Origin of the sequence: Sphingobacterium sp. UBA2480, assembly GCF_002341965.1 — a bacterium.
In the GTDB taxonomy this organism is placed as follows: Bacteria; Bacteroidota; Bacteroidia; order Sphingobacteriales; family Sphingobacteriaceae; genus Sphingobacterium; species Sphingobacterium multivorum.
This window is the reverse complement of record NZ_DDPA01000010.1, coordinates 298,245-315,348: the sequence shown is the minus strand read 5'-3', so window position 1 is coordinate 315,348 and position 17,104 is coordinate 298,245. Positions and strand designations below refer to the sequence as shown.

The following is a 17,104-nucleotide window of genomic DNA, read 5'->3' as shown; positions in this document are numbered from 1 at the left end:
AAACTTCTCAAAAGCTTGAGTATAAGAATAATCGTTCTTTTTGTTCTGTTTCATTTTTTAATGCGCTGTCAATTGTTTCTGACGATGCAAATGTATAAAAATATTTTTTTCTTTTCCACAATATTCTAATTGATTTTTTGCAAAAATCAAAAATTTACAATCCACCATCAAAACCGCGTTGTAAGCTTCATTTTCAAGCAATTAATCCGCAATAAGCCGGCAATAGACCGCGCACATTAGCGATATTAATTTGACAACAAAACGTATAAAGGTTTAAGGCTTTATCAATTGAAATTGTTGTTTTTCCTATCGGTTCGTTATTTTTAGTCAAAAACAATACTTTTGTAGGGATCATTTAATGGAGAATAGTATGTCACCGAGTTTAATTTTCTATCTTATTTTTGCTGTCCCTTACATTATCTTTATGTATTGGCTTGTCAAACAGGACAAACATAAATATGCCTGGGGAATAGCAATCATTACTATTGTTGCCCTATTAGCGATTTACGTATCGCAGAAAGCCAGTAAAGTGGCCATGGACAATTATCAACAGCATCAGATCGACTCGAGAGAGATCGAGCGGGAAGAGCGTTTACAAAAACAACAGGATAGCATTAATCATGCTCAACAATAAAAAAGCGGCGAATGCCGCTTTTTTATTGTTCGTTTGTATAATTTCAAATAAGACCTTCTAATTTAAAGAGAAAAGCATATTCCAATGCAATTTCCTTTAAGTAGTCAAATCGACCAGATGCCCCACCGTGGCCATAATCCATATCTGTCTTTAAAAGTAAAACCGTATCTCCGGTTTTAGTTGCCCTAAGTTTAGCCACCCATTTTGCTGGTTCAAAATACTGCACCTGACTGTCGTGAAGCCCAGTTGTGACCAATAAATTGGGGTATTCTTTTGCTTCAATGTTTTCATATGGAGAATAGGCCTTCATATAACTATAAGCTTCCTTTTCATTGGGATTGCCCCATTCATCATATTCATTTGTAGTCAACGGTATAGTATCGTCCAACATGGTATTCACAACATCCACAAACGGTACCTGAGCTATTATGCCATGATATAGCTCGGGCGCAATATTAGCGACTACGCCCATCAGCAAACCTCCTGCACTTCCCCCCTGTGCATAAAGATGTTCGGGTGTACAATAATGTCGATCAATCAGGTATTTACCACAATCCACAAAATCATAAAAGGTATTCATCTTATGCATCATTTTCCCATCTTCATACCACTGCCGCCCCATTTCCTCTCCACCTCTGATATGTGCCAAAGCGTAGATAAATCCACGATCCAACAAACTCAGTCGATTGCTCGAAAAAGTGGGGTCCATCGATGCCCCGTAAGATCCATAGGCATATTGCAACAATGGAGCTGAACCATCAAGTTTGGTTCCTTTTTTATAAACAATAGAGATCGGCACCTGAATACCATCTCTTGCCGTTGCAAAAACACGCTCGCTGATATATGCAGCTTGGTCATATCCACCCAAAATCTCCTGTTGCTTTAACAATACTTTCTCCTGCTTAGCCATGTCATATTCATAGACTGAGCTTGGTGTCACTAAAGAAGTATAGCCATATCGCAACTTATCGCTGTTGTATTCAACATTAATAGCCGGATATACCGTGTAGGTAACTTCTCCAAAATCCAAATAGTGCTGTTGCTGACTATTTAAATTATAAATTGCCAATTGAGTCAATCCGTTTTTTCGTTCAGCAATAGCTAGAAAACCCTTAAACTCTTCAATATCGCTGACCAATACATCCGGTCGATGATCGATGAATGTCTGCCAGTTACCGCGCTCTGTACGATCTAAGGGACATTGCATGATTTGAAAATTGATGGCCTCATCATTGGTCAGAATTAAAAATCGATCGTCCAATGCAATGACCGAATAGAGAACATTGTGTATCCTTGGCTGAAAAACGCGAAATTCCGACTGCGGTAACTCAGCATTCAATATCCAAATTTCTGAAGACAATGTCCCTTCAGAATTGATGATGATATATTTTCCATTTTTGGATTTCCCGACAGCAATATAATTTGTATTATCTTTCTCTTCATACACGGCCACATCCGCTTTTGTATCGCTGCCCAATGTATGTCGCATAATCCTCTCGCTAAGTAAAGTCACAGAGTTTTTAGCCGTATAAAACAACGTCAGGTTATCATTTCCCCATATCGCTGCCCCCTCTGTATTCTTTATCTGGTCGGGATAAATTTCTCCGGTCTCAATATTTTTGATAAATATGGTATATTCCCTCCGGGATACGGTATCCACACTAAAGGCAAGCAAACGATTATCCGGACTAACCGAAAATCCCTTTGCCGTATAATATGCATGCCCTTGGGCAAGCTGATCTACATCCAATAGCACTTCTTCTTCGCCCTCAAGCGTACCCTTTTTCCGACAGAATTTAAAATACTGTTTCCCCTCTTCCGTACGGCTATAATAGTAGTAGCCATTTTTGAAATAAGGTACCGACTCGTCTTTTTCCTTAATACGGGACTTCAATTCGTGAAAAAGATCCTCCTGTAGGTCTACTGTATCCTGAAGCATCAAACCGGTGTAATCGTTTTCCTTTTCCAGATAGTCAATAACTTCTTGAGCTTTTTCTCCTTTTTTAAAGTAATCAATCATCCAATAATAATCATCTCGCACAGCATCATCATGTATGTTTCTTACATGAGGGTAAACTGCTGCCATTGGGGCCATTACATTAGGCCAAACTATTTTTTTATTTTGTTGCATTCCCTTTCTTATTCGCTATTTAATATAAACGCTTTCTCATTCTGCTGTCCGGACCATCCCATAAAACAGGAGCCTCCTAGAAAGATTTGAATTTAAGATATTTCGTCAACAGTTTAATAAGAGATATGGATTATAAATACTTTTAATAAAAATTAACAGTTCAGAAGAAGCATTAGCATTATCTTTGCTATTCTGCTATAGTTAGGAATAAATGAGCAGGCACGCTCTTGAAAAAAATTAAAACACACAGGAGAGAATAACCAGGTGGAATGCGTTCATGGCAATCATTGAAAGCAGACACTTCATTAAGAATTATTTACATATGAATTTAAAAAAATCACTATATCTAATTGCTTTAGGCTCATTGCCACTTATCTCTTTCGGACAATCGGATACCATTCCAGCAAATTGGTTTAATTTGGACTATAAAACGGATGGGGTTATGGGAATCAGTACCGAAAAAACGTATAAAACTTTATTGAAAGGGAGAAAATCCACTCCAGTCATCGTTGGCGTATTGGATGGAGGTGTGGATGTTTATCACGAGGACCTCAAAGATGTCGTGTGGATCAATGTGAAGGATAGTCTTGCAAATGGTATAGATAATGATGGCAATGGCTATATCAATGATAAATATGGCTGGAACTTTATTGGAAACGCCAATGGAGAAGATGTTCAGTTTGACAACCTTGAACTGACAAGACAGCTTAGGATACTGGACGAAAAGTTTGCAAACATCACAGCGGCAACAGAACTCAATGAAGCTGGTCGAAAAGCTTTCGCTAGTTATCAAAAAATGCTTGCCAAATATAAAAACAAGCTAGAAGAAGCTAAAATGGGTCAATTTTCGTACGATGCGCTCAAACGCAACATAGACGCTGTGGTACGTGAAATAGGTAAAAAGCCCGAGGATATCACACAGGAGGACATAGACAATTTCAAAGCGACCACAAATACGCAACGCATCGCACTGGGCTATGCAAAGGATGAAATCCACAACGGCGGCTTTGCCAAATTTTTTGATGATATCACCGAAGGTGCAAAATATTTCAACAATCAAGTTGATTATCATTTAAACAAAGCATACGATTCTCGACCTATTGTTGGCGATAATTATGAAGATGCTTCAGAGCGCCATTATGGCAACGCGGACGTAAAGGGACCAGATGCATTACATGGCAGCCATGTCGCAGGAATTATCGGTGCAAAACGCAATAATAATATCGGTATCAATGGAGTAGCGGATAACGTTAAAATACTCACGGTTAGACTCGTCCCTGATGGTGATGAGCGTGACAAAGACGTCGCAAATGCTATTCGCTACGCTGCAGACAACGGAGCCAAAGTACTGAACATGAGCTTTGGGAAAAGTTATGCCCATAATAAGCAGGCCGTAGACGATGCCATCAGATATGCTGAATCCAAAGATGTATTGATGGTTCATGCCGCAGGAAATGACAGTGAAGATAACGATATAGAACCTAATTTTCCAATGAAGTATTATACGGATGGAAAAGGTGATACCACCGGAGTTGCCAATGCATGGATCACCGTAGGCGCAACCGGTCTTCATTTGGACAATGAACTATTAGCCGATTTTTCCAATTATGGCAAAAAAACGGTCGACGTTTTTGCTCCTGGCGTCCACATCAACTCAACGGTACCAGATTCCAAGTATAAAGAAGAACAGGGCACGAGTATGGCTGCGCCCGTTGTCGCTGGTCTGGCGGCAATGATTCGATCTTATTATCCCAATTTGAGCGCGGTGGAAACCAAACAGATTATTATGGAATCGGTGGAAAAGCCGAACCAACTGGTACAGATAAAGGTTGGTGAAGATGCCACCAAAACGGTTCGATTAGCGGACATCTCGGTCACCGGAGGAATCGTCAATGCTTATAACGCCATTATAAAAGCAGAAGAATATACCAACAAAAAGAAAAAATAAATATTTTCTCGTTTTTTATACCAAAACTATCTTTTGTCCGTTTAATTATTTAACTTACAGAGACAAAACAACAGATGCTTATGGTAGAAAACTTTACCCAATCAGAAAACGAAGTTCAAAATTTGCTAACCCAAAACGAGAAGGTAATGACAGACGAGGACATAGAAAATGAATTGAAACTTCAATTACCAAAAATGTTGCTTCATCCAAGCAAAAGAAGTGTAGAGAATATCCTGGCATATTCGAAACAACTGGAAAAAAGAAAGGCCTAATCTGGGAGATTAGGCCTTATTTTTTAACCTTAATATCGTCTTGATTTATCTATGATCCAAAACAGTTGAGACTTCCCTTCCGTTTTGCACATTAAAATCAGAGTATTCACCATGTAGTAGGTTTCAAAATTTCTTTTTTGATGGAAATTTTGGTTAGTTTTGAACCGATGTTAAAACAAGAACGATACAAGGCTTTCGTAGATTATTTCTCCAAAAATAGTCCTGACGCACAGACAGAACTCAACTATAGTAATCCGTTTGAATTACTGGTCGCTGTTATTTTATCTGCACAGTGTACAGATAAAAGGATCAACCAAGTCACGCCCAAATTGTTTGAACGCTACCCTGATGCACACAGTTTGGCAGCTTCTAGTGTAGACGAGGTGTTTAGCTATATACGATCCGTAAGCTATCCAAATAACAAGGCCAAACACCTTGTTGGAATGGCTCAACTACTGATTGAAAAGTTCAACAACATTGTACCCGAAAAAATTGAGGATCTTGTGAAACTTCCGGGTGTAGGTCGAAAAACTGCTAATGTCATTTCATCTGTTGTTTATCATAATCCGGCTATGGCCGTAGATACCCATGTTTTTCGTGTTGCAAATCGTCTTGGGCTAACCTATCGTGCGACAACGCCATTGGCTGTAGAAAAACAGTTGGTAAAAAATCTACCCAAAGATACAATTGCCATTGCTCATCATTGGCTGATCTTACACGGACGTTACATATGTCTGGCCCGAAAACCAATGTGTGAGAAATGCCCTATTACTTATATGTGCAAATACTTTGAAAAAAATCACCATATAAAAAGTGTTTCAGCTATATCAGAAACAAAAAGCTAATTTTTTTAGTGAAAATATTTGGTTTATGATTTTTAATTTTTAATTTTGAGAAATATATACTAAAAATATGAGCAACACAGATAAACTAAAGGCTTTACAGCTGACGTTAGATAAATTGGAGAAGAACTTTGGAAAAGGTTCAATTATGAAGTTAGGGGATACTGCTGTTGAGCCGATCGAAGCTATTTCTACAGGATCTCTAGGCTTGGATATCGCCTTAGGCATTGGCGGTGTACCAAAAGGCCGTATCATTGAAATATACGGACCTGAATCTTCGGGTAAAACTACCTTAGCAACTCACATTGTTGCAGAGGCACAAAAAAAAGGCGGTATTGCAGCAATCATTGATGCTGAACATGCTTTTGATAAATATTACGCTCAAAAATTAGGCGTAGATGTAGAAAATTTATTGATTTCTCAACCGGATAATGGTGAGCAAGGTTTAGAAATTGCTGATAACCTAATCCGTTCTGGTGCAATCGACGTTATTGTCATTGACTCCGTTGCGGCTTTGGTACCAAAAGGCGAGATCGAAGGCGAAATGGGCGATTCTAAAATGGGGCTTCAAGCTCGTTTGATGTCTCAGGCTTTACGTAAGTTAACAGGTACAATTTCAAAAACAAACTGTTGTTGTATTTTCATCAACCAATTGCGTGAAAAAATTGGTGTCATGTTTGGTAACCCAGAAACAACAACTGGTGGTAATGCCTTAAAATTTTACGCTTCTGTACGTTTAGATATCCGTCGTACATCACAAATCAAAGATTCTGATGAAGTATCGGGTAACCGCGTAAAAGTGAAGATTGTAAAAAATAAAGTAGCCCCTCCGTTCCGCATAGTGGAATTTGATATCATCTTTGGTGAAGGTATCTCTAAAGTAGGTGAAATCATTGATCTAGGTGTTGAATATGGTATTATTAAAAAAGCAGGCTCCTGGTTTAGCTATGGTGAGACCAAATTAGGACAAGGTCGAGACGCTGTTAAAGCCTTATTATTCGACAATCCAGATTTAATGGACGAACTTGAAGCTAAAATCCGCGCTGAAGTGACAGGAGAAGATCCAATGCTTAACACCGAGGAAAACGAAGACTAGTTCCTGTAAAAATTAGTATAATGTAGGTAGCCATCCTGTTTAGGATGGCTATTTTTTTGCGAAAGTTCAAGTGCTTAGATGATTATTTTGTTACATGTCCAAAGTTTTCAATTTGTACTCATAGATTTTATTAATTTTAGAAAGGCTAATTAAAAACGCCTGACATCCAAATGCTAAACTTAATATAAACAATGAATCGTAAACTAATTCTATTCCTTCTAATACTGCTAAGCTCAGTATTCCATCTACATGCACAAACAATACGCGTACTCTCGTTCAATATCCATCATGGAAACCCACCCACTGAAAAAGAATCTATTATCAATCTTGACACGGTTGCCAAGATTATTAAAAATTCCAAAGCTGACATTGTAGGTCTTCAGGAAATCGATGTTAATCTCGGTAGATCATATTTTGAAAATCAAGCCAAGAAATTAGCCGAATTAACAGGCATGCACTATATATTTTCCAAAGGAATAGACTTGGATAAAGGTGAATATGGCACCGCCATATTGTCAAAAAATCCGATTGAACGTGTAGAAAAACACCTTCTACCCTCACCTGTGGAAAGCGAAACACGTAGTTTATCTGTAATCGAAGTCACTATTCACAAAAAGAAACTCTTATTTGCGAATACACACCTTGACCTGAAAGACAAAAACAAAATCGAACAGGCAAAATTCATCACCAATCGCTTCAAAAACGAAAAGTTACCCACCATCCTTGTCGGTGATTTGAACTCCGAGCCCAATGATCCAGCGATTATTGAACTTAGCAAAATATTTACAAAAAGCAGTATTGCCAATGGATTTACGTTTCCTCAAGATAAACCCACTACTGAAATTGATTATATCATGATCAATAAAACAGTTGCCGCAAGGTTTTCTAACCATCGAATTTTGGACGAGAAATACGCTAGTGATCATCGTCCATTATATGTCGAGATAAATATTAAATAACCACTTGTGACCTTTAAATATGAATTTTAACAGAAGAAGATTTTTAGAAGTCCTGGCGCTGGCTGGGATTACATTACCGAATATAAGCGTCGCGCAAGAAAAAGAAGCAAATGAGGCAGAAGGCGAGTTCAGTTTTCTCGTACCTGCCTATCTACAGAATCAAACGGAAACAGGCGTCAGTATTTTTACAATTTTGAGCAAAGAGGCTTTTGCTTGGCTCGAGATTCTCGATAACGCAGGAAATGTCCATAAAAAAATCTACCAATCCGAAGATGGGATGATCAACGCCAATACTGACTTTTTTCATTTTACAATTGAGGACGCGCCGCGCTCATTTCGCTATCGCATCAAGGCGAAGGAAGTCCAAAAATTCGATCCTTATAAAATTGTATATGGCCAAGAAATAGAAACACCTATTTTTGAGGCTAAATTAGCCAAGAGCGATCAAGAGCAGATTCGCTGTCTTGTATATAACGATGTACATGAGGAAAAGAGCAGTTATCATGACCTTATCCCAAATCAGGATATCGCGCCTTACGATTTCTTTGTGATAAATGGAGACTCATTTCATTATGTCACCAATCAGCAAGATATCACAGAGAAATTGCTAAAGCCAATTGAATTTTTTGCGACAAGCAAACCATTCATCATGAATCGAGGAAACCATGAGACAAGGGGATCTTTCGCACGTAATTTCAAACGATATTTTGGTTATCCGGACAACAAGTATTACCAAGCCTTTAAAAGAGGGCCTATTTTTTGGATCATGCTAGACAGTGGCGAAGACAAGCCTGACAATCATGAGGTATACGCCGGAACAGTCGATTACGATAACTACAGAAAAGAACAGGCTCAATGGCTGGAACAGGTCCTCCAATCCAAAGAAAGAAAGCGTGCTCAACATACTGTTGTCATTAGCCATATTCCAATTTTTCATTCGGACGACTGGCATGGCACCCTGGATAACAGAGCATGTTTCCATCCCCTGTTTCAGAAATATAAAATTGATGCCATGATCTCGGGCCACACCCATCAATATGGATACTATCCAGCAGATAAAGACCACAATTACCCTGTCTTTATAGGTGGTGGTCCAAAAGTGGGGAAAAGAACCATCATCGATGTGGCCGGGAACAACAAGTCATTGAATATTCGGATGACTAGAGACGACGGAACAGAATTGGGATTATTTAAAAAATAGAAAGGCGCTTTATAAGCGCCTTTTCTATTTTAACAAAGCTGTTATGCTAGCTTCTTTATTCTCCCTTTTCCAAGAAAGGATATCTATAATCTGTATCTGGATTAAACGTCTCTTTAATTGTACGAGGAGATACCCAACGAAGCAAATTGATCATTGATCCTGCTTTGTCGTTTGTACCCGAACCTCTAGCACCACCAAACGGTTGTTGACCTACGACAGCACCTGTACACTTATCATTCACATAGAAGTTACCCGCAGCATGTCTCAATTTATCTGTTGCTAAATTAATGGCATAACGATCTTGCGCAATGATTGATCCTGTCAAGGCATAAATAGATGTTGTATCAACAATAGCTAACGTTTCTTCAAACTTAGCATCCTCGTAAACATATACCGTCAGCACAGGTCCGAACAATTCCTCAACCATGGTCTCGTAATCTGGTTTTGAAGCCTCAATGATTGTTGGATGGATGAAATATCCTTTAGATTTATCGTATGTACCACCAACTACAATTTCTGCTTCATTAGATTCTTTAGCTCTGTCGATATACTTCGCTAATTTATCAAACGACTTCTCATCAATGACAGCATTGAAAAAGTTCGTGAAATCCTCTGTTCCGCCGATTGTAAAAGATTTTACGTCATTCGTCATAGATTCTTTCAATGCTGGCCACAATGATTTAGGAATATATGCACGTGAGGCAGCAGAACATTTCTGGCCTTGGTATTCAAAAGCACCACGAACTAAAGCTGTATTCGCAACCTTCAAATCAGCCGAAGGGTGTACAACGATAAAATCCTTACCACCAGTCTCACCAACAATACGTGGATATGTTTTATAACGGTGGATATTGTTACCGATCGTTTTCCAAATGTCTTGGAATACTCCTGTTGAGCCAGTGAAATGGATACCTGCGAAATCTGGGTGTTGGAAAATCACATCACCTGCATCAGGACCTGAAACATACACCAAGTTGATTACACCATCCGGAAGACCAGCTTCACGGAAAATTTTCATCAATACATTTGCTGAATAGATTTGGGTATTGGATGGTTTCCATACAACAACATTACCCATCATTGCAACACACGACGGTAAATTACCCGCAATAGCTGTAAAATTAAATGGAGTCAATGCAAATACAAAACCTTCAAGAGGACGTTGTTCTACACGGTTCCAAACACCTTTACCTGATATAGGAGGTTGTTGCTTATAGATTTCACTCATGTACTGTACATTGAAACGCAAGAAATCCACAATCTCACATGCCGAATCAATTTCTGCCTGATAGGGGTTCTTCGATTGCCCCAACATTGTAGCAGCATTCAACTCATAACGGTATTTTCCCGAAATTAATTCAGCAGCTTTTAAAAAGATTGCAGCACGATCCTCCCAAGTAAGATTTTCCCAATCCTTTTTTGCCGCCAAAGCAGCATTGATTGCATCTGTTACGTGAGATTTATCGCCTTGATTGTATTGACCTAAAATATGTTGGTGGTCATGTGGAGGAGCTAGGTTTACTTTTTTAGAAGTAGTGATTTCTTTACCACCAATATACATTGGGATATCGATTTGTTTCGAACGTGCCTCATCAATTGCTGCTTTCAACAATTTACGTTCTTTCGTTCCGACAGCGTAAGTATACACCGGTTCATTGGTAGGAACAGGAACTGTAAAAAATCCTTTAGACATATTACAATTATTAATTATTCATCCAAAAAATGCTATCAATGAATCATGAAGCTATCAAGTTTGTTCGTTCCATTATTTGCATGAGAAACCATGGTTTCAACTTGTTAGCATGATACTAAATAGCGTTAATAGAAGTAAAATTACCTCAAATTTTATGAATACCCAAAGTTACTGTCCCTCTTTGAGCACCTTGGAAAAGATACGTTTAAATTTTTCCAATTTCGGTTTAATCACCAATTGGCAGTATGGTTCTTTCCCATTTAATCTGTAATAATCTTGATGATAGTCTTCTGCAGGATAAAAGACTGTTGCCGGAACTACTTCGGTTACAATAGGTTTATTGAAAACATGCTCTTTTTCTAACGCCGAAAGATAATACTGCGTCTTGTCAAGCTGCTCTTTATCGTGCACAAAAATAGCCGAGCGATATTGGGTGCCGATATCATTCCCCTGGCGATTGAGCTCTGTTGGATCATGTGCGACAAAGAAGGCCTCCAATAGTTTGTCGTAGCTGATCACTTTTGGATCAAAAATAATATTGGTTGCTTCCGCATGCCCTGTGCTCCCTGTACAAACCTGCGTATAACTTGGATTTGCTACCCATCCGCCAGTATATCCTGAAACAACATGTACAACCCCCTTTAACTCTTTGAATTGTGCCTCAGTACACCAAAAACAACCTGCCGCAAATGTCGCTGTATCCAAACTTGCCGTATTTTTTGCCGGTAACTTCGAGAAATCAGCTTTTTTTGCCTGCTGTCCCTGGCAGGAGCCTAAAATAAAAAGTGCTGCTAATAGCATTAAAATATTTTTCATCAGTAGCGGGTATGATCGTGGAGTTAACTATTATACTGTAGTGTTCTACTATGGTCTTATAAACAAATACAACTGAGGTTTTGTTTATAAAATAGAAAAGCGACAATAAATTAGTATTGTCGCTTTTCTATGGTTCTATCAAATGTTCAATTATTTTGCTGCAGCATAGTTTTGTGCTACGGCATCCCAATTGATAACATTAAAAATTTCTTCTAAATACGCCGGACGCTTATTTTGGAATTTCAAGTAATAAGCGTGCTCCCAAACATCGATACCTAAAATAGGATTTCCTTTTACTTCAGCAACATCCATCAAAGGATTGTCTTGGTTTGGTGTAGAAGTTACGGCTAATTTACCATCAGCACCAACGATTAACCACGCCCATCCTGAACCAAAACGAGTTGCACCAGCTGCTTGAAGTTGCTTTTTCAACTCATCAAATGAACCAAATGTTGCATTGATTGCTTCGGCTAATTCACCTGTTGGAGCTCCACCAGCATTTGGGCCTAAAACTTTCCAAAACAAAGAGTGATTGTAATGACCACCACCGTTGTTACGTACTGCTGCAGAATATTTACTTACATTTTTAATGATATCCAATAACGATAAGTTCTCAGCGTCTGTACCTGCGATTGCTTTATTTAAGTTATCCACATATGCCTGATGGTGTCTGTCATGGTGGATTTCCATTGTAGTTTTGTCAATATGTGGTTCCAATGCGTCGGCTGCGTATGGTAACGCTTCTAATTCAAATGCCATATCTATTTTAATTTAAATGTTTATTACTTCGTTTATACATACAAATATAACACAATATACACGGTTATGTTTTTATGTGTTACAATAAATCCATTATTTCCTTACCGTTTTTGACGAAAAAATGATTTTACCAAATCAGCACATTCTTCCTGCAAAATACCATGTGTAATGACTGTTTTGGGATGTAATATTTTATCGTGAAAATGAGAATAGCCACGCTTTTCATCTTTGGCGCCATAGACTATTTTACCAATATGTGTCCAATAGGCCGCTCCGGCACACATAATACAAGGTTCTATGGTAACGTATAATGTACATTCATCCAGGTATTTGCCTCCAAGGTAATTAGCAGCTGCTGTAAAAGCCTGCATCTCAGCATGAGCTGTCACATCATTCAATCGCTGCGTCAAATTATGACCTTTCCCTATAACACGTCCTCGATGAACAATAACTGCTCCAATAGGTACCTCCCCCTCTTCGTATGCAACCTTAGCTTCGTTCAATGCCATACGCATGAACGACTCGTCACTATCGATGAGTTGTGTTCCTTCAAAATCTATAAATGTCATGGTACAAACTTAACTAAGTTTAGATCCATTTGGTAATTTTTTGTCGACGGATGTCAAAATAATATCGCCATTTTCGTCGGCAAATCCGGTCACGAGACACTCCGAAAAGAAATTAGCGATCTGCTTTTTGGGAAAGTTCACAACTGCGACCACTTGCTTTCCAATCAACTCTTCTTTGTTATAGTGTACTGTAATCTGGGCACTACTTTGTAAAATACCAATTTCATCTCCAAAATCAAGTTTCAATTGATAGGCTGGCTTTTTAGCTTTCGGAAAGTCCTTTACTTCTAAAATAGTTCCTACCCGTAAATCCACTTTCTCAAAATCGGTCCAACTAATGGCATCACTCATAATCGGTTGCTACTAATATCCTGGATCTCTTTACCTATCGTAAATAAAACATAGGAAGGTTTACGGCCCAAACGAGAAGACAATCGATCAATCAGTTTATCCTCCTCTCCAGCTTTAAAAGCTAAATCTTCATCACTTAAGTGGTTGTACTTGCGACGGAGTTTTTCTTTGGCTACTTGCCACTGTTCTTCGTTAATTTTCAGCATAACTCAGATTTAGGTATAAAATTTGTATATCTTTACTGAACTGTAAAAGTTTGTTTAAAGATACAATATATACATAAATAAAAGATTATGAAAAAGATTTTACCAGCATTACTTTTGATTTGTGGTAGCGTAGCAACGGCACAAGCGCAGCTTTTGCCTGGTTTTGAGGTGGGTGTAAAAGGAGGTTTGAACTTCTCCAAACTTAAAAGCGATGGCAAATATTTCAATTCCGACACGAAAGCAGGCTACCAAGCTGGTCTTTATGGACGTGTTGGTGTTTTGGGATTCCATATTCAACCTGAGGTGTACTTAACAGGTAAAAACACAACAGTGAAAGCTGAAAATGGGGAATCTACAGATGTTAAATTTACAACAGTTGATGTTCCAGTATTATTGGGCAAACGTTTTGGCTTAGGGCCGATTGGCGCGAGAATTCAAACTGGCCCAATATTTTCGTTTAAAGTAGATGATAAGCAAGATAAAGTCATCGACCAATTGAATCCCAATAACTACAAAAAAAGTGGTACAGCTTGGGCATTTGGCGTAGGAGCTGACATTTCAAGTTTACGTGTCGATGTTAGATACGAAATGGGCTTAAACAAAGTCAATAACGAGAGTCAGGCAAATCCAAAAATCAATATGTGGAGTATCGGGTTAGGCTATAGATTATTCAGTATTCTATAGTTCGTCCAACCTTGTTTATATGCAATTGAAAAGTCCGTTTTTATTCAAAACGGACTTTTTAATTGTATAAACTTTAGAACCGTTCTAAATTATTGCTTTTTCTTGTCAAAATGGTATCATATTTAATAGCAAATAGTAGATTTGCCTAATTCAAATTAAATTACAAGGATAATGAGTAAATCAAAGCCAGTTTTCAGTTCTTCGATTGGGAAGAAGCTAATCATGAGCTTAACAGGAATCTTCCTATGTTTATTCCTAGTTGTTCACTTGGTTGGTAACTTGCAATTATTTAAAGATGATGCGGGTCTAGCGTTCAACAAGTACGCCTATTTTATGACTCACTTTACACCAATCAAAGTTGTTTCTTACTTATTGTATGCTTCGGTCATTGTTCACGTCATCTACGCTATTACATTGTCGATGAAAAACAAGGCCGCTCGTCCTATTGGTTATGCCAAATATGATGGTCAAGCAAACAGCAAGTGGAATTCACGCAACATGGGTATCTTAGGTACTGTCATTTTAGTATTCTTAGCTACGCACATGTCTAATTTTTGGTGGAAGTTTCACAATGATGAAGTGCCGTACATCGAATACCGTACTGATTTGGCAACTGGACAAACCACAGCGAGAGAACTTCAAGCTTCTGAATTCCACGACTACCAAGAAACGGTAGAAAACAATGTTCAAATCTTAAAAGCGAGAGATTTGTACAAGCAAGTTGACTTTGCATTCCAAAATATTGCATTGGTCGCATTGTATGTTATTGCGATGGCAGCATTGGCATTCCACTTAATTCATGGTTTCCAATCTGCATTCCAAACTTTAGGTTTTAACCACAGAAGATATATTGGAATCATCAGAGTAATAGGTGTTTGGGTATTTGGAGTTTTAATCCCAATTGGCTTTGTATTAATGCCATTGTTTTTCTTCTTTAAATAATTCAGAATCTTTTAAGATAGAGCAGCAGCTCTATTCATTAATATAAAATTAAGAGATATGTTAGATTCAAAAGTACCAGCGGGCCCATTAGCCCAAAAGTGGTCAAATCATAAATTTAATCTTAAGTTGGTTAACCCTGCTAACAAACGTAAATTTACCGTTATTGTTGTTGGTACAGGTCTTGCTGGTGCATCTGCAGCAGCGTCTTTAGCTGAATTAGGATATAATGTAATTACATTCTGTTATCAAGATTCACCTCGTCGTGCGCACTCTATTGCAGCACAAGGTGGTATCAATGCAGCAAAGAGCTACCAAAATGACGGTGACTCTGTTTTCCGTTTATTCTACGATACAATCAAAGGTGGTGACTACCGCTCACGTGAGGCAAACGTTTACCGTTTGGCTGAGGTATCTGTCAACATCATTGACCAATGTGTTGCTCAAGGTGTTCCTTTTGCGCGTGAATACGGAGGTCTATTAGACAACCGTTCTTTCGGTGGTGCGCAAGTTAGCCGTACGTTCTATGCACGTGGTCAAACGGGACAACAATTGTTGTTGGGCGCTTATTCAGCGTTAAACCGTCAAATCAAAAAAGGGAAAGTAAAATCGTATACGCGTCATGAGATGTTAGACTTAGTTATGATCGATGGTCATGCTAAAGGTATCGTCACTCGTGACTTGGTTTCAGGTAAAATCGAAACGCATGCTGCACATGCAGTATTGATGTGTACTGGTGGTTACGGTAACGTATTCTTCTTGTCGACAAATGCAATGGGATGTAACGTTACAGCAGCTTGGAGAGCGCACAAACGTGGTGCTTACTTTGCAAACCCTTGTTATACGCAAATTCACCCAACTTGTATCCCGGTAACAGGTGATCACCAATCTAAATTGACATTGATGTCAGAGTCTCTACGTAATGACGGCCGTGTATGGGTTCCTAAAACTCAAGAAATGGCTGAAAGATTGCGTAAAGGTGAGATCAAAGCCAATGACATCAAAGAAGACGACAGAGATTATTTCTTGGAGCGTAAATATCCTTCATTCGGTAACTTGGTACCACGTGACGTGGCATCTCGTAATGCAAAAGAAGCTGTTGATGATGGTCGTGGTGTTGGTAAAACTGGTTTTGCGGTATTCTTGGATTTTAAAGAAGCTATCGGTCGTCTAGGCGAAGATGCTGTACGTGCTAAATATGGTAACTTATTTGACATGTACTACCAAATCACGGACGAGAACCCTTACAAACAACCAATGCGTATCTATCCAGCTGTTCACTATACAATGGGTGGCGTATGGGTTGATTACAACTTGATGACTACAATCCCAGGTTTGTATGCATTGGGTGAGTGTAACTTCTCTGACCACGGCGCAAACCGCTTAGGTGCTTCGGCATTGATGCAAGGTCTTGCCGATGGTTATTTCGTAATTCCTTACACTGTGGGTGATTACTTAGCTAAATTAGGTTCATTCGCACCAGTAGATCACAACCATCCGGCATTCGAATCTACACGTAAGGAAGTTGAAGACAAAATCAACAAATTGTTGTCTTTAAACGGTACTGAAACGGTTGATGATATCCACAAAAAACTAGGTCTCATCATGTGGGAATACTGTGGTATGGCTCGTACTGCTGAAGGCTTACAAAAAGCACAAGGTTTGATCCAAGAGTTGAAAAAAGAATTCTGGACAAACGTTAGAGTCCTTGGAGAGAATGAAGAATTAAATCTTTCTTTAGAAAAAGCTGGTCGCGTAGCTGACTTCTTAGAATTAGGTGAGTTAATGGTAGTCGATGCATTGCAACGCGCGGAGTCTTGTGGTGGTCACTTCCGTTTAGAAAGCCAAACTGAAGAAGGTGAAGCAAAACGTAACGATGATGAATTCGCCTATGTATCTGCTTGGGAATACAAAGGAGACAATGTACCTGAGGAATTACACAAGGAAGACTTGGTATTCGAGAACGTTCAGTTAACACAAAGAAGTTATAAATAAGAAGGAAAA

At 38.7% G+C, this 17,104-nt stretch carries 17 protein-coding genes; 10 read left to right on the top strand and 7 right to left on the bottom strand.

The features are described from left to right. Positions 1–370 precede the first annotated feature (370 nt). Positions 371–634, top strand: a complete 264-nt coding sequence (locus B3600_RS25330; protein WP_046674987.1) for a hypothetical protein — start codon at positions 371–373, stop codon at positions 632–634. 43 nt (positions 635–677) lie between these two features. Here the strand turns inward: B3600_RS25330 and B3600_RS25325 are convergent, their stop codons facing one another. Continuing rightward, positions 678–2,720, bottom strand: a complete 2,043-nt coding sequence (locus B3600_RS25325; RefSeq protein ID WP_286754826.1) for a S9 family peptidase — start codon at positions 2,718–2,720, stop codon at positions 678–680. A gap of 367 nt (positions 2,721–3,087) precedes the next feature. On the opposite strand from B3600_RS25325, the gene B3600_RS25320 reads away from it, so the two are divergent. The 6 genes from B3600_RS25320 to B3600_RS25295 all read left to right on the top strand — a co-directional run bounded on the left by B3600_RS25320 (position 3,088) and on the right by B3600_RS25295 (position 9,083). Next, positions 3,088–4,713 (top strand): S8 family serine peptidase, encoded by a 1,626-nt coding sequence (locus B3600_RS25320; RefSeq protein WP_286754825.1) that lies wholly within the window; start codon positions 3,088–3,090, stop codon positions 4,711–4,713. 80 nt (positions 4,714–4,793) lie between these two features. Further along, the gene (locus B3600_RS25315; RefSeq protein ID WP_139144906.1) at positions 4,794–4,985 is read left to right on the top strand and encodes a hypothetical protein; all 192 of its coding nucleotides are present in this window, start codon (positions 4,794–4,796) and stop codon (positions 4,983–4,985) included. 167 nt (positions 4,986–5,152) lie between these two features. Next, complete coding sequence (gene nth / locus B3600_RS25310; protein WP_070562044.1) at positions 5,153–5,830, top strand: endonuclease III; 678 nt, start codon at positions 5,153–5,155, stop codon at positions 5,828–5,830. A 67-nt stretch (positions 5,831–5,897) separates the two neighbouring features. Beyond that, a complete protein-coding gene (recA, locus tag B3600_RS25305; RefSeq protein WP_286754824.1) occupies positions 5,898–6,923 on the top strand; it encodes a recombinase RecA in 1,026 nt (341 codons plus the stop codon). Positions 6,924–7,114: 191 nt separating this feature from the next. Continuing rightward, the gene (locus B3600_RS25300) at positions 7,115–7,882 is read left to right on the top strand and encodes an endonuclease/exonuclease/phosphatase family protein (RefSeq protein WP_286710089.1); all 768 of its coding nucleotides are present in this window, start codon (positions 7,115–7,117) and stop codon (positions 7,880–7,882) included. Positions 7,883–7,901: 19 nt separating this feature from the next. Continuing rightward, a complete protein-coding gene (locus B3600_RS25295) occupies positions 7,902–9,083 on the top strand; it encodes a metallophosphoesterase family protein (protein WP_286754823.1) in 1,182 nt (393 codons plus the stop codon). 55 nt (positions 9,084–9,138) lie between these two features. Here B3600_RS25295 and pruA read toward each other — a convergent pair whose 3' ends face one another. The 6 genes from pruA to B3600_RS25265 form a co-directional block, all read right to left on the bottom strand. Beyond that, complete coding sequence (gene pruA, locus B3600_RS25290) at positions 9,139–10,776, bottom strand: L-glutamate gamma-semialdehyde dehydrogenase (protein WP_070561966.1); 1,638 nt, start codon at positions 10,774–10,776, stop codon at positions 9,139–9,141. A gap of 168 nt (positions 10,777–10,944) precedes the next feature. Then, the gene (msrA, locus tag B3600_RS25285; protein WP_286754822.1) at positions 10,945–11,592 is read right to left on the bottom strand and encodes a peptide-methionine (S)-S-oxide reductase MsrA; all 648 of its coding nucleotides are present in this window, start codon (positions 11,590–11,592) and stop codon (positions 10,945–10,947) included. Positions 11,593–11,742: 150 nt separating this feature from the next. Further along, the gene (locus tag B3600_RS25280) at positions 11,743–12,351 is read right to left on the bottom strand and encodes a superoxide dismutase (protein WP_070561962.1); all 609 of its coding nucleotides are present in this window, start codon (positions 12,349–12,351) and stop codon (positions 11,743–11,745) included. Between the two features lie 101 nt (positions 12,352–12,452). Further along, positions 12,453–12,920, bottom strand: coding sequence for a nucleoside deaminase (locus B3600_RS25275; protein WP_286754821.1), 468 nt, complete (start codon positions 12,918–12,920; stop codon positions 12,453–12,455). Positions 12,921–12,929: 9 nt separating this feature from the next. Next, positions 12,930–13,271 carry a tRNA-binding protein gene (locus B3600_RS25270; protein WP_112373905.1) on the bottom strand — a complete coding sequence of 114 codons (342 nt, stop codon included), beginning with the start codon at positions 13,269–13,271 and terminating at the stop codon, positions 12,930–12,932. Next, on the bottom strand, positions 13,268–13,477 hold the full coding sequence (locus B3600_RS25265; RefSeq protein WP_112373906.1) for a hypothetical protein: 210 nt from the start codon (positions 13,475–13,477) through the stop codon (positions 13,268–13,270). The genes B3600_RS25270 and B3600_RS25265 overlap by 4 nt, the downstream gene beginning before the upstream one ends. An 87-nt stretch (positions 13,478–13,564) precedes the next feature. Between B3600_RS25265 and B3600_RS25260 the strand changes: the two genes are divergently transcribed. The 3 genes from B3600_RS25260 to B3600_RS25250 all read left to right on the top strand — a co-directional run bounded on the left by B3600_RS25260 (position 13,565) and on the right by B3600_RS25250 (position 17,095). Beyond that, complete coding sequence (locus B3600_RS25260) at positions 13,565–14,161, top strand: porin family protein (RefSeq protein WP_046674910.1); 597 nt, start codon at positions 13,565–13,567, stop codon at positions 14,159–14,161. A gap of 171 nt (positions 14,162–14,332) precedes the next feature. Further along, entirely contained in the window at positions 14,333–15,103 is a 771-nt protein-coding gene (locus B3600_RS25255) for a succinate dehydrogenase cytochrome b subunit (RefSeq protein WP_112373907.1), read from the top strand. Between the two features lie 57 nt (positions 15,104–15,160). Beyond that, entirely contained in the window at positions 15,161–17,095 is a 1,935-nt protein-coding gene (locus B3600_RS25250; RefSeq protein ID WP_070561950.1) for a fumarate reductase/succinate dehydrogenase flavoprotein subunit, read from the top strand. Positions 17,096–17,104: the final 9 nt, after the last annotated feature.